Genomic DNA, 20,278 nt, shown 5'->3' with positions numbered 1-20,278 from the left:
GGAGGATCAAACGGAGGGTGACCGGACGGCTGCCGGGCGTGTCGGCGGGGCGGTGCGGGCGGCGTGGGCGGTGCGGGTGCTGTGGGCGGTGTGGGCGAGCGGCGGGTAGCCGTGGGCGGTGAGGACGAGGTCGGCGTAGCGCGGGTCCTCCAGCGGGACGCCGTGGCGGCGCAGCAGGTCGAACAGCTGGGCCAGGTGGCGGGGTTCGGTGCCGCGCGGCAGTCCGTCGGGGGTGGTGCCGAGGACGCCGAGGACGGGGCCGTGGACGCGGTCCGCCCGGGAGGCGGCGGTCACGGCGGCGGCGGTCGAGGAAGCGGTGGCCGTCCGGACCGTCCGGGCCGTGCGGGCGGTCCGGACGGTCCGGGCGGGGACCAGGCGCAGCAGGAGGACGAGCCGGGCGGCGCCGGAGTCGGGGTCCTCGTCGGTCTCCATGGTGAGGGCGACGATGTCCTGCCAGCGGTAGTGGCGCGGGAGGAAGGCCCGTACCAGGGTGAGGCCTTCGGTGTCGGCGCGCAGCCAGAAGCCGTAGGGGACGGGCAGGGCGACGCCGAGGACGGCGGTGCCGGAGAGCAGCAGGGCGGGGACGGCGCCGAGGCGGGCGGCGACGCCGGTCCGGGCGAGGACGATGCCCATGGCGAGGGCGAGGACGCAACCGACGGGTGCTCCGGCGGCCCGCCACAGGAAGGCCAGTCGGACGGTCTGCGGTCGACGTCGCGGCCGCGGCAGCGCCTGTGACTGCGCCTGTGCCTGCGCCCGTGCCTGCGGTAGTGGCTGTGCCTGCGGCTGTGCTGGCGGTGCGGTCTGCCCGCGCGGCGTGGTGTCCACGGGTGCCCCCTTCTCGCGTCGTGCCGTCGGGGGTCGGGCCGGTCGGGCTGTCCCCCGCCGGGCGGCGGTACGGCGGTGCGGCACGGCGGGCTGCGGCACGTCGGGGTGGGGCGGGCGTGGTGCGGGTGCCCGGGTCCGGTGTGTCGACGCCGTGCGGTCTCGCGGGAGTCGGCCCTTCCCGGCCGGGGCGCCGAGGCCGGTCGGGCGGTCCGGTGGAGACGTCAAGTGCCATCGTTACGGGCTGATGTGAGGATTCGTCAGCTCTGGTCGGCAGCACCTGTGGGCCTGTTCGTCCAGGATGTCAGCCGACGCTACGCGGGTCAACTGGCGTTGACTGCGGGTATCTTCTGATCCATGCCAGCTGATGCCGTTCGGCTATCGTGACCTGGCCGGCCCTGTCCGTCCGCCGAGGTCGCGGCCGGAGGGCCCGGGCGTGAGAAAGGTGGGGCATGACGGAGTCGACGGGGGACGGCGTTCAGGCGGGACCGGAGGGCGCTCCACCGGAGCCCGCCCAGGACGGCACCGGGAACGCGGACACGGGAGCGGATACGGGAACGGACCCGGGAACGAATGCAGGCACGGACCCGGGCACGGACCCGGACGCGGGCGCCGGCACGGAGACGGACGGCCCCGCGAGCACGGAGGCCGGCGGGCTGTCGGTCCGGATCGAGGCCCTGTTCCACACCGTGCGCCGCCCCGACCGCGAGCAGTACACCAACGAGGAGGTGGCCCGGGCCTGCCGCGAGGCGACCGGGGAGTCCTTCTCCACCACCTACCTGTGGCAGCTGCGCACCGGGCGCCGGGACAACCCGACCAAGCGCCACCTGGAGGCACTGGCCCAGTTCTTCCAGGTCCCGCCCGCGTACTTCTTCGACGAGCAGCAGGGCGCCGAGATCGCCAAGGAGCTGGCCCTGCTCGGCGCGCTGCGCGACGCGGGCGTGCGCAGCCTGGCGCTGCGGGCGGTGGGCCTGTCGCCGGAGGGCCTGGACACCGTCAGTGAGCTGGTCGACGTGATCGCCCGCCGGGACGCGGCGCGCAAACGCCCCTCGCCCTGAGCGCGGGCCGCGCAACCCCGCAGGGCCGTCGGAGCACGGGGCGGGCGGGCCGCGGGGCGGGCGCAGGAGCGTCGGACGCCCGTGCGGAGGCGCCGGCGGAGGAACCGTAGGGGTGGAGCGGTGAGGGGAGCTCGGGTTGTGGGGTGACTTGTGGGGCGGCCGGGGCTACCGGTCCACGCTGCGGCGCTGTCGCCGGATGGCCGAACAGCTGGAGCTGCCGCGCCCGTTCGACCCGGTGGTGCTGCTGGAGCAGCTGGCGGTGCGGCGCGGGCGGCCGATCGAGCTGCTGCCGGTGCCCGCCCGGCCGCACGCCCCCTGCGGGCTGCTGGTCTCCACCGTGGAGGCGGACTACATCCTGTACGCGGCGGACACCGGCGTGCTGCACCAGCGGCACATCCTGGTGCACGAGATCGCGCACCTGCTGCTCGACCACGCCGGCTCCGCGCCGCTGGCCCCGGCCGCCGCGCTGCTGCCCAACCTCTCCCCCGCGCTGGTGCAGCGGGTGCTGGGGCGCACCAGCTACGACGAGCCGCAGGAGCGGGAGGCGGAGCTGCTGGCCTCGCTGATCCTGAGCCGGGCGGAACGGGCCGACGCCGCCGACCAGTCGGGGACCGGGCCGACGCCGGCCGGCGGGTCGCTGGACGCGCTGGGCGTCCTGCTGGCCGCCCGGCGGCACGGCGGCACCGCCCGGGAAGCCGAACCCGCCCGGGAGTCCGACGGCGGGCCGGGGGACGACAGGCCGACGAACGCCGGGCCCCAGGGGCGCCGGCCGTGAGCGAACTCGCCCTCTACCCCGTCGGGTTGTTCTTCGTCCTCAGCTCCGCCCACTTCTCCCGCAGCCGGATCGACTCCCGCGCCGCCGCCCGCTTCACCTGCTACGGCACGGCCCTGCTCGGCACCGCCCTGCTGGTGCTCGCCCCGCCGACCGTACGGGCGGTGCAGGGCACGGGGGTTCCGGTGCTGGCGGTGCTGGTGATCGTGCTGGGCGACGGGCTGCGCGACGGCGCGGCCGCGGCGATGCGGCTGCTCGTGCCGGCGCTGCGGGCGGCCGATGCCGCGAGCACGGCCGGTGCCGACACCGCCGCTGAGCCCGCCGCCGGTACGGCCGCCGCCGAGCCCGCCGCCGAGCCCGTACGACGGGAGGTGCGGGGCGGACTGGCCCTGCTGGCCGGGGTGCTGGGGCTGCGGCTGGCGTTGATCACCGCCGCCGCGCCGGGCCTGGCGGGCGAGGACCTGACCGTCGGCCCCGAGCTGTCCGCCCGGCTGGCGCTGGCCGGGTACACCGCCGTGGGCATGCTGCACACCGCGGTGTGCCTGACGGTGCTGCTGCGCGAGCTGGCCCGGCGTGCCCGCGCGGCCGGCCCCGGGCGGCTGGGCACCGGGCTGCGGCTGCTGGCCGGCGGGCTGGTGGCCGGGCTGCTGTGGAACGCCTGGAGCATGGACGACGTGCTGCGCGCGGCCGTCACCGGCAGCCAGGACGGCCCCGAGGACCTCCTGTGCGCGGTGCTGGGCGGGCTGTGCGCGGCACTGATCGCGGCCGGCCTGGGCAGCACCCTGTGGCCCGCGGCGACCGGGGCGGTGCGCGGCTGGCTGCGCGCCCACCGCCGCTACCGGGCGCTCACCCCGCTCTGGCGCGACCTGCACACCGTGCTGCCGGAGATCGCCCTGGACCCGGCCCGCCGGCTGCCGCTGCCCCCGCGCGACCCCCGGTTCGCGCTCTACCGGCGGATCATCGAGATCCACGACGCCCGCCTGATCCTGCGCCAGCACCTGGACCCGCGCACCGCGCAGTGGCTCGACCGCGCCACCCGCCGCTTCCCGCCGCCCTCCGACCACGCCGCCGCCACCGCCGAGGCCGCCTCGCTGGCCGCCGCCCTGGAACTGGCCGCGGCCGGCACCCTGCCCGGGCCCGCCGCCGCGCCGGAGACCGCCGCACCCGCCACGGCCACCGCACCCGCCACGACCACGACGGACACCATGGACGGGGAGGCCGACCACCTCGCCCACCTGGCCCGGGTCTACGCCACCTGCCCGGCCGTCGCCGAGGTCCGCACCCGCGCCCGCGCCGAACGCGCCCGTGCCACGACGGCCCTGCCGTAGCCTGCCGTCCGTGGAGAGCGAGGGAGGGGAAGTGGGCGACGGGCGTGGGCCCTGCTCCCGGCGGGGGCTTCGTGAGTAGGCGTCGCTACGTGGCCAGGGGCGTGCCCGGTGGCTACCGCATCTGGGACAACCGGGGGCGCCGGTGGTGGGGCGACCTCTACGAGCTCTGCCCCGACGACCTCACCGCCGAACTGAACGGCGGGGCCGCCCCGGAGAGGCTCACCGCCCTCCTCAAGCGGTACCGGGCCCAGAAGCGTTAGCAGCCCACCGTCAACCCCGCTCCCGTCACCGGCCCCAGCCCCACCGGAGCATTTCGAACAGCAGCCACACGAGCAGGAGCGGGACCATGGCGAGCGGGCCGGGCCCGGCCCCCTCCACCGGGACAGGCTCGCTTTCCTCCGCCGGGACGGGCTCGGACTCCTCCACCGGGACGGTTCCCGGGTGCCACCGGAAGTGCAGCCTGAGCTCGCCCGGAGCGGTGGCCATCGAGTCCAGGCGCAGCCGCCGGTCCGCCTCGTTCGTGAAGCGCGGCGCCGCCCAGTGCATGGACACCGTGGCGATCGGAGTCTCGTTCGCCGGGGCGCCCCGGGGGGCTATCGACCAGCTGGAACCCTCCATCTGGTACGGGTAGTTGACGGCCTCGTCGACGAGCTCGCCCAAGGTGCTCGCGCCGTCGACGGTGAAGTCCCAGTGGTGGGGTGGGTCGTCTCCCGGGTGCACGCTGTCGCGCGTCAGGATCACTCGCATGCCCGGCACGCTAGCCCGGCGCACCTGTTATCGTCAATCTGACGTAAACCTCTCGGTGAATCCCCTTCCACCTCCTCGGTGAACCTTCCCGGACGCAGCACCGGCCCGTGCGTCAGTCCCACCAGAAGCCCCAGTGGACGGCATCGACCAGTTCCTCGGCGTAGCCGGCCAGGCCCTCCTCGGCCTGGAAGAGGTTGTCCGGGCAGAACGCGGCGTGCTCGGCCGCCACCAGCAGCGCCTCCTCCCGGCTCGTCGGCGGCGCCGCGACGCTCAACTCCAGTAAGGCGGCGCCCACTCCGACGAGGCGGGCGCCGAAGCGGTGCTGCCAGCTGTGCAGCACGGCGGCGATCTCGCCGGTGTCACCGTGGCCGTTGGTGCCGTTCCAGCCGCAGGCGGCCAGCGCGTGGGCGCCGTCGTCCGCGCGGACCAGGCCGATCCGCAGCGAGGGGCGGGCGCGCAGCAGTTGGCGGGCCAGGCGGCCGGCGCACTCCTGCGGGTCGCGCCGCGGCGCCGGTGCGGGGGCGGGGGCGGGGCCGGGCCAGGTGTCAACGTAGGGGGCCAGCGTCTCCAGCAGGTCGGCCCGGTCCTGCGGGTCCCCGCTGGGGCACCACAGCACCGACTTCTCCCACCACCCACGCAGCAGGGCCGCCACCTCGTACCGGTCCGACCGGAACTCCCCCGGCCCACCGGGTTCGCCGGGCTCGCCGGGTTCGAGCCTCAGGTCCGACACCTCCAACTGCGTGGCGTCGCTGCCGGGCGCCAGCAGCAGCGGCCACCGCCCCGACTCCGCGTGCTCCCGGCACAGCCGCTCCCACACGCCCTCGGGCGCCGGCCCGTCGCTCACCCACAGCGACGGTACGACCTGACGCCCCGGCAGCAGTGGCGCCGTACGGCGTTCGGCACTGCGGTCGGGGAAGCGTCGGCGCAGGTCGCGGAGCAGCTGGGAATCGATCATGCGCCCACGGTAGGGGTACGCACCGACAACGTCCCCGGGGGCCGCCGTGGGGCCGTTCGATCGAATCTGTTGGCGGGCCGTTCCCGGACGGCCCGGGCGGCCATAGGCCGAGGCTATGAATGGGTCGCCCGACCCCTCAGGACATCGACCTCAGGAGAGACATGACGCACCGCATCGCCAGGGCCGGTCTCGGCACGGCCGCCGCGCTGATCACCCTTCTCACCGCCGCCCCCGCCTCGACCGCCGCGCCGACCACCGGATCCGCCGGACCCGTCGCCCGGGACCGGGTCATCACGCTCATCGGCAAGCTCGCGCAGCAGTCGTCCTTCCCCGTCAACCCAGGAGGGGCCCCCGCCCAGGGCGACCGGACCGTCTTCCGCTCGGTGCTCTCCGATCTGGACGGCAACCAGATCGGCGAGACCGGCGGCACGTGCACCACCACCCGCACCGACAACGGCGGCGCGGAGGAGTGCACCGTGACCTACACCCTCCCGGGCGGCCAGATCACCGCCCAGGGGATGGTCTTCGGCCAGCTCAACCCGGGCCCGCCGCCCTCCTTCGACAACGCGATCACCGGCGGAACCGGGGACTTCGACCGCGCCCGCGGCTCGATCCACGCCGACACGATCGCCCCGGGCACGAGGCGCTTCACGATCGACCTCGACCGCTGACCGCCTGCGGCCGTCTGCCGTCTGCCGTCTGCCGTCTGCCGACCGGACGGCGGACGGCGGACGGCCGCAGACGGTCGGGCGTGCGGTGACGCGCGGGGCCTGCCGGTGAGGACCGGTGACGCTCAGGAGTGCCCGACGACCAGCCGCACCAGCGCGACGGCGTCCCGGAGGCTGAGGCCGGGGTGCGCGCGGCGCAGTTCCCGGACGGCCTTGACCTCGGCCGTGCGGGGGTCGATCCCGGCGTGGGCCAGGACGTTGCGGGCCCAGTCCACCGGGGTGGGGGCGGCGGCCGGGACGAAGTCCTCGACGATCCGCAGGGCCCGGCGCAGGCCCGGCTGTTCGACCTGGTCGGCGGTGTCCAGGGCGGCGCGCAGGGCGGCCTTGAGCGGGTCGAGGCCGGCCGGCTGCGAGGGGCCGGGGAGGGGGACGAGCATGGTGGTACCTCTTTCTTCCTTCATTCGGGGTCAGTAGGCGCTCTTGGCCAGCCGCTTGCGCTCGCGTTCGGACAGGACGGAGCCGGACTCCTTGCGGGCCATCCGGCGCAGCAGGCCGGGGGCCAGCAGGAAGCCCGCCACCGCCCAGCACAGCAGCACGCCGGCGATCGGCAGGTGTTGCCAACTGCCAGACACTTCAAGGGCCTTGGCGCTGTCGGGCAGCAGGGCGGAGCGCACGCCCTGGGCGATCCAGCGCAGCGGGAAGAGGGAGCCGACGGTCTGGAGGGCGGTGGGCAGGTTGCGCAGCGGGGCGAAGGCGCCGGAGATGAACATCAGCCCGAGCATGGGCATCATGTACAGCGCGAGGGCCTCGCGGGCCGGGGGCAGCAGGGCGCCGATCGCGGCGCCCATCGGGACGACGGCGGCGGTGCCCAGCAGCAGGGTGAGGGCCAGGGTGAGCCACTGTCCGGGGGTGGCGGGCAGGTCGGCGTGCAGCAGCAGGGCGCCGCCGACCAGCAGCAGGAGGATGGAGGCGCCCATGGTCACCAGGACGAAGAGCGCCTTGGCGACCAGGTAGGCGGGCATCGCGCCGGGGACGCCGCGCAGGCGCAGCAGGGTGCCGTCCTCCCGGTCGCCGGAGAGGAACTGGGGGACGGTCATGAGGCCGAACATGAAGACGGTGGAGGCGATGCCGCCGGCCAGGCTGAGCTGGGTCAAAGCGTCTCCGGAGCCGGTGCCGCCGGAGCCGGAGCGCCAGTAGGAGATGGCGAGGAAGACCAGCGGGGTGGTCAGGTAGGAGTAGAAGTCCTTGCGGCTGCGCAGGAGTTGGCGCAGTTCGACGGCGCCGCGGCGCAGGCCGAGGACGTAGGGGTTCACGGGGGTCACGGCGTCTCCGCGGGTTCGGCGGGTTCGGCGGGTCGGGCGTCGCCGACCATGCCGAGGTAGGTGTCCTCCAGGCTGGGGCGGCGCACTTCCAGGTCGGGGATCGGTCCGCCGAGCCGCCGGTGCAGGTCCCAGACCGCCCGGGAGGGGTCGGCGGTGCGCAGGCTGCGCGGGGTGCCGTCGGGGTCGCTCCAGCGCACCTCGGACTCGGCCCGGGCGGCTTCGGCGAGTTCGGCGAGGGTGCCGCAGGCGGTGAGGCGGCCGGCCTGCAGGATGCCGATCCGGTCGGCCAGTTGCTGGGCCTCGGTGAGGTCGTGGGTGGTGAGCAGGATGGTGGTGGCGCGTTCGTCGCGCAGTTCGCGCAGCAGGGCGTGGAAGTCGCGGCGGGCCTCAGGGTCGAAGCCGGCGGTGGGTTCGTCGAGGAAGAGCAGGTCGGGGCGCCCGACCAGGCCGAGGGCCACGTCCAGGCGGCGGCGCTGTCCGCCGGAGAGGGTGGCGGCGGTGCGGTCGGCCTGGTCGGTGAGGCCGACCCGGGCCAGCAGTTCGGCGGGCGCGTAGGGGTCGGGGTAGTAGCGGGCCAGGTGGCCGAGCAGTTCGCCGACGCGCCAGCGGCCGTGGTCGCGGCTGGACTGCAGGACGATCCCGATCCGGGCGCGCCAGGCGGGGTCGTCGCGGGCCGGGTCCTGTCCGAGGACGGTGACCTGGCCGGCGGAGCGGCGGCGGTAGCCCTCCAGGATCTCGATGGTGGTGCTCTTGCCGGCGCCGTTGGGGCCGAGCAGGGCGAAGAGTTCGGAGCGTTCCACTCTGAGGTCCAGGCCGTCCAGGACGTCCCGGCTGCCGTAGCGCATCCGCAGTCCGGACGTCAGGATCGCTGCTTCTCCCCCGGGCCGTTCGTCTCCGGAGCGGTCGGCCGTGCCCGCCCGTGGCGTCGTCGTCCCGGTCATGTCCTTGCCTCCCCCGTGCACATGCCCGCCACGCTAGTACTTGCCTGGCGGGAAAGTAAATGCCAGGATCTCCGGTGCTGTCAGGAGCCTTTCGGGAACGGGGAGTTGGAGCACAAGGTGAGCGTTCACGGCATCGCCCCCGAGGACGCCCTCGCGTCCTTGCGCACCGCGCACCGGGCCCGGGCGGCGGCCCGGCGGCCCAATCCGCTGCCCCCCTGGTACCCGGCCACGGCCGCGGGCCTGTTCGGGGCGGGGTTCGCCGGGACCGGCGTCTCGGCCCTGCTGCCGGAGCGGCTGTGGCTCGCCACCGCCCTCGTGCAGCTGGCCGCGGCGCTGCTGCTGGTGGGCCACGTGGTGGTCAGCCACCGGGTCGAGCACCGGCCGGGCATCGTCCCCACCCTGTCGTACCCGGGCGCGGCGCTCCAGCTGCTGCCGCTGCTCGCGGCCGGGGCGCTGGCCCTGCCGTTCGGCCTGCCCGGGTTCCTGCTCGCCCTCGGCCTCACCGGCGGCCCGACCCACTTCCTGCTGCTGCGCCGCAAGCGGGCGACCGGGGCGACCGGAACAGCCGCGGCGGGCGCCGCGTGAGCACCGACCCGCCGCCGGAACAGGCCTTCGACGAGCTGATCCACCAGCCCACCCGGCTCGCCGTGGTCGCCTTCCTGTCCGGCTGCGCCGAGGCGGAGTTCCGCGCCGTACGGGAGGGCTGCGGGGTCTCGGAGTCGGCGCTGAGCAAGGTGGCCGCCACCCTGGAGGCCGCCTCCTACGTCAGGCTGCGCCGCGGCTACGTCGGCAAGCGCCCCCGCACCTGGCTGCGCCTGACCCCCGAGGGCCGCCGCGCCCTGGCCGCCCACCTCGCCGAACTCCAGCGCATCGCCGCCTCCGCCACCGCCCTCGGCGCCGCCCTGGAGCAGGCGGCGGCCGAGGGGTAGCCCGGGAGGGCCCGCGCATCCGGCTCACGGCTTCATGTCGTGCGCGGCGGCGGGCGCGCACTCGCACCACACCGCCTTCCCCACCCCGCCCGGGCGCGGGAAGTGCCCCCACTCGGCGGCCAGGGCCGCCACGAGCAGCAGCCCGCGCCCGCCCACAGCACCGGGGTCGGACTGCTGAGGCACCGGAGGCCGGTCACCGGCGTCGTGCACCTCGATGCGCAGCCGGGTGGCGTTCACGTCGAAGGACACCCAGATCAGCCGCCCCGGCATGCCCGAGTGGAGGACGGCGTTGCCCACCAGCTCCGAGGTGAGCAGCTCCCCGACCTCGCGGTAGCGGTCGCCGTCCGGCGCCGTGGCGAGCAGCTCGCGCAGCATCCGCCGCGCGAGCATCGGCGAGCGGCGCGAACGCGGGAACCAGCAGCCGCGGCCGGCGGGCGGGCTGACGGGCTCGTCGGTTTCAGGCATGGCGGAGCCACCTCCGGTGGGGTTGGGGGTCGAGATCGGGCGGGAACACCCGGTAACGGATCGAGGCATGGGGATGCCCGGCAGCAAGCTCGCAATGATCACTCTCTGTATCGCGATTAGCTACGCCAGGTAGCATGCATCGACCTTAAGATCATCCGCAACGTTGCTTGAAGAAAAGATGCGAGAAGCTGGGGTTGCCTGCGCGGCTACTGTGAGCGCAGATGACTGCTGATCAGAGGAGGCTGCGTGCAACCGGATCGCGTGGCGAGCGCGCCGTCCACCGTGCTGGGACGGCAGTTGGGCGAGGAACTGCGAGGCATGCGGGAGCGTGCGGGCCTGAGCACCAACGCGGTTGCCGAGGCGCTGGATTGCACCAAAGGCAAGATTTCGCGAATCGAGAACGGTCGCAGCCCCGTTCGGATTCCGGATCTCACTGCGATGCTCCGGCTGTACCGCGTCGATGAGCCGACCGTTCACGAGCGCCTTGCCGAGCTTGCTCGCACAGCCAACAAGCGGCGGCGCGGGAGCGGCTGGTGGAACGAGTACGGCGACGTGCTCGCGGACACCTACCGTGACTTCATTGCGCTGGAGGCCGTGGCGTCCTCGGTGCGCACCTTCCAAAGCCAGATGATCCCGGCGCTGTTGCAGACTCCGGACTACGCACGCGCGCTCACTTCGGCAGGTCGCCGCTGGAAGCGGCCGGAGGAAGTCGAGCAATTCGTGACCGTTCGATTGAAGCGACAGGAGCGATTGACCGCCGATCCGCCACTGTCCCTGTCGGTCGCGCTGGCCGAGGGCGCTCTGCGCCAACAGGTCGGCGGACCCGCCGTCCTGCGGGAGCAGCTCGCACACTTGGCGAATGCGGCGTCCATGCCCAATGTGACGATCCGGGTGGTTCCGTTCAGCGTCGGCGCGCACGCCAGCATGGCGGGGCCCTATGTGATCCTCGGATTCCCCTCCGAGGCCGCCATGGACGTCGTCCTGCTGGACAACCCTTCGGGATCCATGTGGCTCGAGGGCGCGACGGAGGTGGAGGGGTATTCGGAGCTTTGGGACGATGTCTGCACCAAGGCACTACCAGCTGCGGAATCCCTGCAACTGATCACCTCTGTCAAGGATCTCGGCACATGAGGCACATACCCGACTTCTCCACCGCCGCTTGGCGGAAGAGCTCGTTCAGCGGCCCCGACAACGAGTGCGTCGAAGTCGCCGACGGGTTCCCGGGGGTGCTTCCCGTCCGTGACTCCAAGGACCCCCAGGGGCCTTCCCTCCTCTTCACCGCCGACGCCTGGACCGCCTTCATCGGCGCTGTCCGCGCAGGAGACTTCCCGGCGTAGGAAGTCGGCCGGGCCGACTTCCTGTGCAGAGGGCCGGACGATGCCGTCGCTGCTTCGGCCGGCCGAAGCAGCGACGGGGCACAGGGGTGGGTACTGTCCGGCGGCCCGGGCGGCGGGGCGGCCGGGGGCTGTCGGTGGGAGGGAATATCGTCCGTCTTCGTCGAGGGTGTCGATCCGCGCGGGCGCCGTTCGACCTTGGGGTGGAGAGGGTCGGAAAGGCGGCCCCCGTCGAAGGAGGTTTGTGATGGCGAAGTACATGCTGATCATGCGGGGCACGGACGAGTCCATGGCCAAGATGATGGAGACGCCCTTCGAGGAGATGCTGGAGACCGTGGGGCGCTTCAACGAGGAGCTGATCCGGGCCGGCGTGCTGGTGGCCGCCGAGGGGCTGGACGACCCGTCGCAGGGCGTGGTGGTCGACTTCGACGGGGAGGCGCCGGTGGTCACCGACGGCCCGTACGGGGAGACGAAGGAGCTGTTCGGCGGCTTCTACCTGATCGACGTGGCCTCGAAGGAGGAGGCCGTGGAGTGGGCCAAGCGGCTGCCGGCCCTCCCCGGTTCCAAGTGCGAGGTGCGCCGGGTGCCCGGCATCGAGGAGTTCCCGCAGGACAACGAGTGGATCGTCAAGGAGCGGGCCTGGCGCGAGCGGACCGGCCAGCTCTGATGCCCGCAGCCACCGACGGCCCGCCGGGCACCGAGGACGCCCGGCGGGCCGTCGAGGCCGTGTGGCGGATCGAGTCCGCCCGGATCGTGGGCGCGCTGGCCCGCTACACCGGGGACTTCGCCCTGGCCGAGGACGTCGCCCAGGAGGCGCTGGCCGAGGCCCTGGTCTCCTGGGCACGCGACGGCGCCCCGGCCGACCCGGTGGGCTGGCTGCTGGCCTGCGCCCGGCGCCGGGCCATCGACGCCTTCCGCCGCGCCTCGGCCCTGGACGAGCGCTACACCGCGCTCGCCGGCGGCCTGGCCGAGGGCCAGTTCAGCGCCGGCTCGGCGGCCGGGCCCGCACCGGCGCCGGAGCTGCCGTTCGACCCGGACCGGGTCGACGACGACGTCCTCGCCCTGATGTTCACCGCCTGCCACCCGGTGCTCTCCCCCGAGGCCCGGGTGGCGCTCACCCTGCGGGTGGTCGGCGGCCTGTCCAGCGAGGAGATCGCCCGGGCGTTCCTGGTGCCGGTGCCCACCGTGCAGGCCCGGATCACCCGCGCCAAGAAGACCATCGCCGCCGCGCACGTGCCCTTCGAGCTGCCGCCACGGCGGCAGCGGCGCGAGCGCCTGGGCGCCGTCCTGAGCGTCCTGTACGTGGTCTTCACCGAGGGCTCGACGGCCACCTCCGGCACCGACCTGCTGCGCCCCGACCTCGCCTACGAGGCGCTGCGGCTGGCCCGGACCCTGGCCGCCCTGCTGCCCGACGAACCCGAGGTGCACGGGCAGCTCGCCCTGTTCGAGCTCACCGCCTCGCGCTTCCCGGCCCGCACCGGCCCGGACGGGGAGGCGGTGCTCCTGGAGGACCAGGACCGGCGCCGCTGGGACCACTCGGCGATCCGCCGCGGCCTGGCGGCCCTGGGCCGGGCCGCCGCCCTCGGGCGGGGCCTGGGCCCGTACGGCCTCCAGGCGGCGATCGCCGCCTGCCACGCGGCGGCGCCCGGCGTGGCCGACACCGACTGGGAACGGATCGTGCTGCTCTACGAGGCGCTCGGCCGGGTGGCGCCGTCCCCGGTGGTCGAACTCAACCGGGCGGTGGCCGTCGCGATGGCCGAGGGGCCGGGGCCCGCGCTCGCCCTGGTCGACGACCTGGCCGTCTCCGGGCGCCTGGCCGGCTCCCACCTGCTGCCGGGCGTGCGCGGCGAACTGCTGACCCGCCTGGGGCGCACCGGCGAGGCCCGGGCGGAGCTGGAGCTCGCGGCCCGGCTGTGCCGCAACGCCCGCGAGCGGGCGGTGCTGCTGCGCAAGGCGGCCGCGCTCGACGGCGCGGGCTGACTCCGCAGGCCGACTCTGCGGGTTGACTCTGCGGGCTGACTCCGCGGGTGACTGCACCGGCTGACTGCGCAGGGTGACCGGACGTACGGCCCGGCGTCCGAGCTGCGGACGCGGGGCCGTACGGACCGGCCGTTCAGCCGTTCAGCACTGGGGCCGGCGGCCGTGGTTGGCCCCGCGCTTGGCCCGGGCCTTCTTCTTGCGGCGGCGCTTCGACGACATGGCGACTCCTCTCGCAACCGGCCCCCTGATCCCCCGGCCTTCCACCGTTCCACACCCGGGCCGCCCCGGCCCGTCGAAGGAGCCCGACGCCCCGGGCCCCGCGCCCCGGGACCGGGTCAGGCCCGGCCCGCCAGGGCGGCGCGCCAGGCGGGGCTGTCCACGTAGTGGTTGTCGAAGCGCTCGGCGGAGGCGGCGATCGCCCCCGGGTCGGCCTCGCCGCGCATGACGGTCCCCAGCAGGCGCAGGTAGTCGAAGCGGTCCATGCCGGGGGCGAACACGAACAGCACGTCGGCCTCGGAGCCCGGGGCGGCGGCGAAGGCGTGCGGGGTGTGCGGGGGCACGGCCAGGAAGTCGCCCGCGTCCAGGACGGTGACCTCCTCGCCGACCAGGACCCGCAGCGAGCCGCTGATCACGAAGAACAGCTCCGTCGCCCGGGTGTGGAAGTGCGCCGGGGCCCCGACCGCGCCCCGGGCGAAGGCGGAGCGGTAGACGGTGAAGCCGCCCTCGCCGGGGGCCGTCTCGGCGAGCAGGGTCATGGTGGCGCTCGGGTCGGCGCAGGTCTCGGCCTCACCGTGGCGGGCCAGGACCGGGGCGGTGGCGGGGATGGCAGCGGGGGCGGTGTTCTCCGTCGTCGTCATGGGACCAGCCTAGGAGCGGAAAGACCCACGATCATGGGGCAATCAAGCACCGTTTCCATGGGTCAATCGGATCCGGCAGGTGCGCCCGCGCGACGGCACGGGGCCCTCCTCGGGCCGCCAACCCCCCTACGGCACGGGGACTTTAGGGTGGACGCCATGAAGCCCGCCCTGGTACTCGCCGCCGCCCTGGCCCTGTCCGCGGCCGCCGCTCCCACCGCCACCGCCGCCACCCCGGCCGCACCGGCCGACAAGGCCGCCACCGCCGCCGATCCGCCGGAGCGCTTCCGGCACCAGGCCCTCGCCTGGGGCCCGTGCCAGGATCCGGAGTTGGCCGCCGCCGGCGCCGAGTGCGCCACGCTCACCGTCCCGCTGGACTACCGCGCGCCCGAGGGCCGCACCCTGCCCCTCGCCGTCTCCCGGATCCGCTCCGCCGACCCCGCCGCCCGGCACGGCGTCCTGCTGTCCAACCCGGGCGGCCCCGGCGAGCGCGCTCTGGCCCTGCCGGTCGCGCTGCGCGACCGGCTGGCCCCGGCCACGGCCGCCGCCTACGACCTGATCGGGATGGACCCGCGCGGGGTGGGTGCCAGCGGTGGCCTCGACTGCGGCCTGAACCACGGCACTTGGCTGCGCTCGGCGGGCAGCGGCGCGGCCGGCTTCCGGGAGAGCTGGCGCCTGGCGAAGGCGGACGCCGACGCCTGCCTGGACAAGTACCCGGACCTGCTGCCGCACCTGACCACCCGCAACACCGCGCGCGACCTGGACGTGCTGCGATCGGCCCTGGGCGAGCCGCGCGCCTCCTTCTTCGGCCAGTCCTACGGCGCGCTGCTGGGCGCGGTGTACGCGCAGCTGTACCCGGGCCGGGTGGACCGCCTGGTGCTGGACAGCGCGCCGGACCCGGACCGGTACGGGGTCCGGACGCTCCGGGACATGGGGGCCGCCAACGAGCGGGCGCTGGACGACTTCGCCGCCTGGGCCGCGCCCCGCGACGGCCGGTACCGGCTGGGCGCGACGGCGGCGGCGGTGCGCGCCACCGTGCAGGGCCTGGTCCGGCGCGCCGAGGCGGCGCCGATCGGCATCGACGGGTTCCGCCTCGACGGCGCCCTGCTGCCGTTCCTGCTCACCGTCTGCCAGGGCGACGACCGCGACAGCGCCGACTACGCGGACGTGCTGCGCCAGTTGCTGGACGCCGCCGACGGCAGGCCGGTGCAGGCGAGCCCGACCCTGCACGCGCTGCTGACGGCCGTCCTGGCGCCCGACCCGCAGGCCGGCGCCGACCTCGCCGCCGCGATCGGCTACCTGTGCGACGACGTGGCGATGCCGCGCTCCCCCGGGTGGTACGCGGCCGCCGTCGAACGCTCCCGCGCCACCCGGCCCCTCTTCGGACCGGTGTTCAACGGGCCGACGCCGTGCGCGAGTTGGCCGACCGACCCGCAGGAGCCGTTCGTCCAGGTGCGCAACGCGGTGCCCGCCCTGCAGATCCAGTCCACCGGCGACACCCACGCCCCCTACGCCGGCGCCCTGGCCCTGCACGCCCGGCTGTCCGCCTCCCGGCTGCTGACCGTCCCCGGCCGGATCCACACCGTCCTCCTCAACGGCTACAGCCCCTGCGCCCAACGCGCCGTGGACGCCTACCTGTCCACCGGCGTACTGCCGCCGGCCGACGCCACCTGCTGACGGCAAGGGGCGCCGGGGCCGCCGGGCCGCCGGGGCGCCGGCCGCCCCGGCAGCCCTCACGTCACTGGCCCACGCGGCCGTCCACGCACTCGCGCAGCAGGTCGGCGTGGCCGCAGTGGCGGGCGTACTCCTCGATGCGGTGCACCTGGACCTCCCGGACCGACAGCCGCTGCTTGCCGAGGCGCTCGCCGAGGTCCGGATGGGCGGCCAACGCGGCGTCCAGGGCGGCCTGTTCGCGCTCCAGGTCGCGCCAGGCGGCCTCGACCAGGGCCGGGTCGGGGAGCGCCCCGTCGAAGTCGGCGTCGCGGGCGCCGTAGAGCTTGGGCTGCGGCTCGCCCTCGCGGATCCAGTTGCGCCAGTCGCGTTCCACCTCGGCCAGGTGGCGCACCAGGCCGAGCAGCGACATGGTCGAGGGCGGCACCGAGCGCCGGGCGAGCTGCTCGGCGTCCAGGCCCTCGCACTTCATCCGCAGGGTGAGGCGGTAGTTGACCAGGTAGTCCTCGAGGGTGGCGGCCTCGCCATCCGGGGCGGGGCCTTCACTGTTGCGCGGATCGTCGGCCGGGTCGGCCCACATGTCGGGGTAGACGGTGGCCTGGGTCCATCGCTCGGGTCGCTCGCTCATCCCCGCATGATCGCCCGCAACCACCTCGCCCTTCAACCGAGTTAACGCGCCACCCGGCCACCCTGCCACCCTGCCGCCCTGCCCGGTTGACGATCGCGGTGCCGCCGGCCCGGACGGTGGAGGCGGCGGAGCGCCGACTCCGGCCAAGCGCCGGCCCCGGTGGGAGCCAACTCCGGCGAGCGCCAGCCCCGGTGGGCGTCAGCCCCGGTGGGCGTCGGCTGCCGCCCGCAGGAAGCCGAGGAAGCCGGCCACCGCGGGCGGCACCCGCTGCCCCCGGCGGGTGGCGGTGCAGACGTGGCGCACGGGGGTGTCCTGGGGGTGGAGGGGGACCAGGGCGATGTCGGGGCGGGCGGCGCGGGCGGCCAGGGCGGGGATGAGGGTGGGGCCCAACCCCGCGGCGACCAGGCCGAGTTTGGCGGCCCAGGCGCCGACGGCGTACTCGATGCGGGGCTGGAAGCCGCTGCGCAGGCAGGCGGCGAGCAGGGTGGATCCGGGGTCGCGGCGGGCCGCGATCCAGGGTTCGTCGGCGAGTTCGGCCAGCCGCAGGCGGCGCCGGCCGGCGAGCCGGTGGCCGCGCGGGAGGGCGACCAGGACGGGGTCGGCGAGCAGCGGGTGCAGCTCGAACTGGTCGGTGTCGTAGGCGTCCTGGGGGTCCTCGGCGTAGGAGGCGACCACGGCGAGGTCGATGGTGGCCTCGGCGAGGCGCTCCAGCAGCTGGGCGCTGAGGCCTTCGGTGAGGGTGGTCTCGACCTGCGGGTGGGCGGTGCGGAAGGCGGCGAGGGCGGCGGGGACGAGTTCGGCGTTGGCGCTGTCGAAGGCGCCCGCCCGCAGGCGTCCGGCGTCGAGTTCGGTGAGGGCGACGAGGTCGCGGCGGGTGGTGTCGAGGCGTTCCAGCAGGGCCTCGGCGTGCGGGAGCAGGGCGCGGCCGTGTTCGGTCAGCCGGACCCCGCGGGCCAGGCGGTCGAACAGCGGGGCACCCAACTCGGCTTCCAGGGTGGCGATCTGGCGGGAGACCGCGGACTGGGTGAAGCCCAGGCGCTCGCCGGCGGCGGTGAAGGAGCCCAGGTGGGCGACGGTGCGGAAGACGTCCAGCCAAGCCATGTCCATTGCGCATGAGTACCATGCGAGACATTCGTTTGTCGCCTGGGTCGGGGCTGCCTAGCGTGGGGGCCATGGAAAAGATCGCCTTTCTGGGCCTGGGCCGGATGGGGCTGCCGATGGCCCGTCGCCTGGCCGCCGCCGGCTACCCGTTGACGGTGTGGAACCGCACTCCCGGCCGCGCCGACGGCCTGACCGAGGCCGCCGACCCGGCCGGGGCGGTGGCCGGGGCCGGCATCGTCGTCACGATGCTCTCCGACCCGCAGGCCGCCGCCGAGGTCGCCGGGCGCTTCACCGCCGCGCTGGCCCCCGGCACCCTGTGGATCGACATGTCCTCGATCGGCCCGCGCGCCCTCGCCGGGCTGCGGGAGCGACTGCCGGAGGGCGTGGCCCTGGTGGACGCCCCGGTGCTGGGCAGCGTCGGCCCGGCCGCCCGCGGCGAGCTGACCGTCTACGCGGGCGGCGAGGACGCCGACCTGGAGCGCGCCGAGCCGGTGCTGTCCCGCCTGGGCCGGGTGCGGCGCTGCGGGGGCCCCGGTGCGGGGGCGGCGTTGAAGGTGGTGGTGATGGGCGCGATCGTCACCTCGGTCGCCGTCCTGGACGAAGTGCTGTCGGTGGCGGGCGAGTTGGGTGTGCCGCAGGAGCAGGCGCTGGAGGTGCTGGCGGCCGGGCCGCTCGCGGGGGTGGTGGCCCGGGCGCGCAGCGCGGAGTCGGACTTCCCGGTGCGGCTGGCCGCCAAGGACCTCGCCCTGGCGGGCGGCGGCCCGCTGCTGGCGGCGGCCCGTCAGGCGCTGCTGGCGGACCCGTCGATCGCGGACCGGGACCTGTCGGCGGTGGTGCGGGCGCTGCGGGAGGACTGACGCCCGCCGCCGTGGAGGGCGGGCCTGCGGCTCGGAGGAACGTCCAGCGCCGCCCCGCCCGCGGCGCGGCCCGCTTGGTGCCGCCGCCGATGGCCGGGCGCGCGCGCCGTCCGGTGTAGTGGGGGGCGTCCGCCGCGACCACCGATGAAGGGCGCCCCTTGTCCGCTCGCACCGCCGTGCAAGGCGTCGTCCGACTCGCCGGGCCCCGGCTGCCCCTGGTGTCCTTCCTCGCCCGGCTGCCCGCCGCGCTGTGCCCGACCGGGACGCTGCTGATGGTGACCGCGCTGGACGGGGTGGGCCGCGGCGGGGTGGTGGCGGGCCTGCTGTGGGGCGGGCAGGCGGTGGGCGGGCCGCTGCTGGGCCGGCTGGCCGACCGGCGCGGCCACCGTCCGGTGATCCTGGCGGCGTCGCTGGCCAACGCGCTGCTGACGGCCGCCCTGGTGGTGGCCTCGGTCGGCGCCCTGGCGCCGGCGGTGCAGGCCGGGTGCGCGGCGCTGGCGGGTTTCACCGTGCCGCAGATCGGGCCGCTGTCGCGGACCCGCTGGATCGCGCTGGCGGGCGGGCGCCGTGACGGCCACGAACTGGTCGGCCCGGCGCTGGCCTTCGACGCGGTGGTGGACGAGACGAGTTTCGTGGCCGGCCCCGCCCTGGTCGGGGTGCTGGCCTGGGCGGTGCACCCGGCGGCGGGCCTGGTGTGCGCGGCGGTGCTGATGGCGGTGTTCGGCACGGTGTTCGCGCTGCACCCGACGGCCCCGGCGCCGGCGCCCGCGGTGGCGGCAGCGGCGCCCACGGCGGCGGGGCGCACGGCGGCGGCGGGGCGGGTGCTGTCGGGGCCGCTGCTGGTGCTGATCGCCGTGACGGTGCTGCAGGGCGTGGTGTTCGGCGCCGCCAACACCGGGGTGCAGTACCTGGCCCGGGGGGACGCGGGCGTCGGCGGCCTGGTCTGGTCGGCGATGGGGGTGAGCAGCGCGGCGGCCGGGGTCCTGCTGGCCTCGTTCGCGGAGCGTTTCGACCTCACCGCGCGGCTGCGCACGGCGGTGGCGGCGCAGGCGGTGCTGCTGCTGGGGCTGCTGCCGGTGGACGGGGTGGCGGGTGCGGCGGTGGCGGTGGGGGCGGTGGGGTTCGCGGTGGCGCCGGCGCTGATCGCGGTGTTCGGCCTGGTGGAGCGGGTCGCGCCGGCGGGCCGGATGGCGGAGGCGATGACGCTGCTGGGCAGCGGGCTGATCGCGGGGCAGGGGCTGGCGGTGACGGGGGTGGGGCCGCTGGTCGGCGCGCACGGGCCCCTCGCGGCGTTCGCGCCGGCCTGTGCGGCCGGGGCGCTGGCCCTGCTGCTGGTGCTGGCGCTGGTGCGGCTGCGGCGGTTCCCGCCGGCCCGGCCGGCGCCGGTCCCGGCGCTCGCGGCGGCGGCCGCGTCCTCCTGAGGCCCGGGGCCTCCTGACGCCCGAACGCTCCCGAGTCCCCGGGGCCGTCAACCGCGGGCCTCCCCCGGTTCCACCCGGGGGCCGGTCAACCACCGCCTCCCCGTTCACCCGATCAGGGGGGCTGGTGTGCGGGCCCGGGGGCGTGGGCCGTAGCGTCGTGGCGGCGGACGGCAACGGCCCGGGGAGGCGGCACGCGTGCAGGTCATGAGGGTTGGGCGGGGCGCGGCGGCGCTGGCGCTGGCGGCGGTGGTGCTGGCGGCGTCGGCGTGCGGGGCTCCCCCCTCCGGGGGCGGCCCGGACGGCGCCCCCCCCGCCGGCCCGGCGCCCCCCCCGGTCCCGCGGGCCCGGGGGGTGGGCCCCGGGGCAGATAAACAAAAAACAGCCCCCCAGCACAGGGGTAAAATGAGTTTTGGGGGTAGGGGTTT

The 20,278-nt window shown here is 75.6% G+C and carries 24 protein-coding genes; 14 read left to right on the top strand and 10 right to left on the bottom strand.

The annotated features are described in order from the left end of the window. Positions 1-6: 6 nt before the first annotated feature. Positions 7-825 carry a hypothetical protein gene (locus ACFXOZ_RS27150; protein ID WP_380593102.1) on the bottom strand — a complete coding sequence of 273 codons (819 nt, stop codon included), beginning with the start codon at positions 823-825 and terminating at the stop codon, positions 7-9. Positions 826-1,274: 449 nt separating this feature from the next. Between ACFXOZ_RS27150 and ACFXOZ_RS27145 the strand changes: the two genes are divergently transcribed. The 4 genes from ACFXOZ_RS27145 (at position 1,275) to ACFXOZ_RS27130 (ending at position 4,240) form a co-directional block, all read left to right on the top strand. Further along, the gene (locus tag ACFXOZ_RS27145) at positions 1,275-1,880 is read left to right on the top strand and encodes an XRE family transcriptional regulator (RefSeq protein WP_380593101.1); all 606 of its coding nucleotides are present in this window, start codon (positions 1,275-1,277) and stop codon (positions 1,878-1,880) included. A 196-nt stretch (positions 1,881-2,076) separates the two neighbouring features. Further along, the gene (locus tag ACFXOZ_RS27140; RefSeq protein WP_380593100.1) at positions 2,077-2,655 is read left to right on the top strand and encodes a ParH-like protein; all 579 of its coding nucleotides are present in this window, start codon (positions 2,077-2,079) and stop codon (positions 2,653-2,655) included. Then, positions 2,652-3,980, top strand: coding sequence for an MAB_1171c family putative transporter (locus tag ACFXOZ_RS27135; protein ID WP_380593099.1), 1,329 nt, complete (start codon positions 2,652-2,654; stop codon positions 3,978-3,980). The genes ACFXOZ_RS27140 and ACFXOZ_RS27135 overlap by 4 nt, the downstream gene beginning before the upstream one ends. Before the next feature lie 71 nt (positions 3,981-4,051). Next, positions 4,052-4,240 carry a hypothetical protein gene (locus ACFXOZ_RS27130; RefSeq protein WP_375896868.1) on the top strand — a complete coding sequence of 63 codons (189 nt, stop codon included), beginning with the start codon at positions 4,052-4,054 and terminating at the stop codon, positions 4,238-4,240. Positions 4,241-4,265: 25 nt separating this feature from the next. Here the strand turns inward: ACFXOZ_RS27130 and ACFXOZ_RS27125 are convergent, their stop codons facing one another. Further along, on the bottom strand, positions 4,266-4,727 hold the full coding sequence (locus ACFXOZ_RS27125; RefSeq protein ID WP_380593098.1) for a hypothetical protein: 462 nt from the start codon (positions 4,725-4,727) through the stop codon (positions 4,266-4,268). Positions 4,728-4,839: 112 nt separating this feature from the next. After that, complete coding sequence (locus ACFXOZ_RS27120; protein WP_380593097.1) at positions 4,840-5,682, bottom strand: DUF4253 domain-containing protein; 843 nt, start codon at positions 5,680-5,682, stop codon at positions 4,840-4,842. A 161-nt stretch (positions 5,683-5,843) separates the two neighbouring features. On the opposite strand from ACFXOZ_RS27120, the gene ACFXOZ_RS27115 reads away from it, so the two are divergent. Next, positions 5,844-6,353 (top strand): hypothetical protein, encoded by a 510-nt coding sequence (locus ACFXOZ_RS27115; protein WP_380593096.1) that lies wholly within the window; start codon positions 5,844-5,846, stop codon positions 6,351-6,353. Positions 6,354-6,475: 122 nt separating this feature from the next. On the opposite strand, the gene ACFXOZ_RS27110 is transcribed toward ACFXOZ_RS27115, so the two are convergent. Genes ACFXOZ_RS27110 through ACFXOZ_RS27100 form a run of 3 tightly spaced genes read right to left on the bottom strand, consistent with a single transcriptional unit; the run spans position 6,476 to position 8,613 of the window. Next, positions 6,476-6,787 carry a hypothetical protein gene (locus ACFXOZ_RS27110; protein WP_375896856.1) on the bottom strand — a complete coding sequence of 104 codons (312 nt, stop codon included), beginning with the start codon at positions 6,785-6,787 and terminating at the stop codon, positions 6,476-6,478. 30 nt (positions 6,788-6,817) lie between these two features. Further along, positions 6,818-7,672 (bottom strand): ABC transporter permease, encoded by an 855-nt coding sequence (locus tag ACFXOZ_RS27105; protein ID WP_375896853.1) that lies wholly within the window; start codon positions 7,670-7,672, stop codon positions 6,818-6,820. After that, positions 7,669-8,613, bottom strand: coding sequence for an ABC transporter ATP-binding protein (locus tag ACFXOZ_RS27100; protein ID WP_380525850.1), 945 nt, complete (start codon positions 8,611-8,613; stop codon positions 7,669-7,671). Before ACFXOZ_RS27100 ends, ACFXOZ_RS27105 begins: the two co-directional genes overlap by 4 nt. Positions 8,614-8,730: 117 nt before the next feature. Here ACFXOZ_RS27100 and ACFXOZ_RS27095 point away from each other — a divergent pair, with 117 nt between their 5' ends. Both ACFXOZ_RS27095 and ACFXOZ_RS27090 read left to right on the top strand, forming a co-directional pair. Beyond that, complete coding sequence (locus ACFXOZ_RS27095) at positions 8,731-9,198, top strand: hypothetical protein (RefSeq protein WP_380593095.1); 468 nt, start codon at positions 8,731-8,733, stop codon at positions 9,196-9,198. Then, the gene (locus ACFXOZ_RS27090) at positions 9,195-9,542 is read left to right on the top strand and encodes a transcriptional regulator (protein ID WP_380593094.1); all 348 of its coding nucleotides are present in this window, start codon (positions 9,195-9,197) and stop codon (positions 9,540-9,542) included. Before ACFXOZ_RS27095 ends, ACFXOZ_RS27090 begins: the two co-directional genes overlap by 4 nt. Before the next feature lie 24 nt (positions 9,543-9,566). Here the strand turns inward: ACFXOZ_RS27090 and ACFXOZ_RS27085 are convergent, their stop codons facing one another. After that, the gene (locus tag ACFXOZ_RS27085; protein ID WP_380593093.1) at positions 9,567-10,007 is read right to left on the bottom strand and encodes an ATP-binding protein; all 441 of its coding nucleotides are present in this window, start codon (positions 10,005-10,007) and stop codon (positions 9,567-9,569) included. Positions 10,008-10,253: 246 nt separating this feature from the next. Between ACFXOZ_RS27085 and ACFXOZ_RS27080 the strand changes: the two genes are divergently transcribed. From ACFXOZ_RS27080 to ACFXOZ_RS27065, 4 genes are all read left to right on the top strand, one after another. Then, positions 10,254-11,138 (top strand): helix-turn-helix domain-containing protein, encoded by an 885-nt coding sequence (locus tag ACFXOZ_RS27080; RefSeq protein ID WP_380593092.1) that lies wholly within the window; start codon positions 10,254-10,256, stop codon positions 11,136-11,138. Next, positions 11,135-11,344, top strand: coding sequence for a DUF397 domain-containing protein (locus ACFXOZ_RS27075; protein ID WP_380593091.1), 210 nt, complete (start codon positions 11,135-11,137; stop codon positions 11,342-11,344). The genes ACFXOZ_RS27080 and ACFXOZ_RS27075 overlap by 4 nt, the downstream gene beginning before the upstream one ends. A gap of 244 nt (positions 11,345-11,588) precedes the next feature. Next, positions 11,589-12,008, top strand: coding sequence for a YciI family protein (locus ACFXOZ_RS27070; RefSeq protein ID WP_375896843.1), 420 nt, complete (start codon positions 11,589-11,591; stop codon positions 12,006-12,008). Continuing rightward, a complete protein-coding gene (locus tag ACFXOZ_RS27065; protein ID WP_380593090.1) occupies positions 12,008-13,321 on the top strand; it encodes an RNA polymerase sigma factor in 1,314 nt (437 codons plus the stop codon). The genes ACFXOZ_RS27070 and ACFXOZ_RS27065 overlap by 1 nt, the downstream gene beginning before the upstream one ends. Positions 13,322-13,656: 335 nt before the next feature. Here the strand turns inward: ACFXOZ_RS27065 and ACFXOZ_RS27060 are convergent, their stop codons facing one another. Further along, positions 13,657-14,178, bottom strand: coding sequence for a cupin domain-containing protein (locus ACFXOZ_RS27060; RefSeq protein WP_380593089.1), 522 nt, complete (start codon positions 14,176-14,178; stop codon positions 13,657-13,659). A gap of 156 nt (positions 14,179-14,334) precedes the next feature. Here ACFXOZ_RS27060 and ACFXOZ_RS27055 point away from each other — a divergent pair, with 156 nt between their 5' ends. Continuing rightward, positions 14,335-15,852, top strand: a complete 1,518-nt coding sequence (locus ACFXOZ_RS27055; protein WP_380593088.1) for an alpha/beta hydrolase — start codon at positions 14,335-14,337, stop codon at positions 15,850-15,852. Positions 15,853-15,913: 61 nt separating this feature from the next. Here the strand turns inward: ACFXOZ_RS27055 and ACFXOZ_RS27050 are convergent, their stop codons facing one another. Further along, complete coding sequence (locus ACFXOZ_RS27050) at positions 15,914-16,474, bottom strand: DinB family protein (protein ID WP_380593087.1); 561 nt, start codon at positions 16,472-16,474, stop codon at positions 15,914-15,916. A gap of 198 nt (positions 16,475-16,672) precedes the next feature. Beyond that, complete coding sequence (locus tag ACFXOZ_RS27045) at positions 16,673-17,581, bottom strand: LysR family transcriptional regulator (protein ID WP_375896789.1); 909 nt, start codon at positions 17,579-17,581, stop codon at positions 16,673-16,675. 65 nt (positions 17,582-17,646) lie between these two features. Between ACFXOZ_RS27045 and ACFXOZ_RS27040 the strand changes: the two genes are divergently transcribed. Continuing rightward, on the top strand, positions 17,647-18,432 hold the full coding sequence (locus ACFXOZ_RS27040) for an NAD(P)-dependent oxidoreductase (protein WP_380593086.1): 786 nt from the start codon (positions 17,647-17,649) through the stop codon (positions 18,430-18,432). A 158-nt stretch (positions 18,433-18,590) separates the two neighbouring features. After that, positions 18,591-19,853, top strand: coding sequence for an MFS transporter (locus tag ACFXOZ_RS27035; protein WP_380593085.1), 1,263 nt, complete (start codon positions 18,591-18,593; stop codon positions 19,851-19,853). Positions 19,854-20,278: the final 425 nt, after the last annotated feature.

It is taken from the genome of Kitasatospora sp. NPDC059160 (assembly GCF_042755465.1).
Lineage (GTDB): Bacteria > Actinomycetota > Actinomycetes > Streptomycetales > Streptomycetaceae > Kitasatospora.
This window is presented reverse-complemented; position numbering and strand designations above follow the sequence as displayed.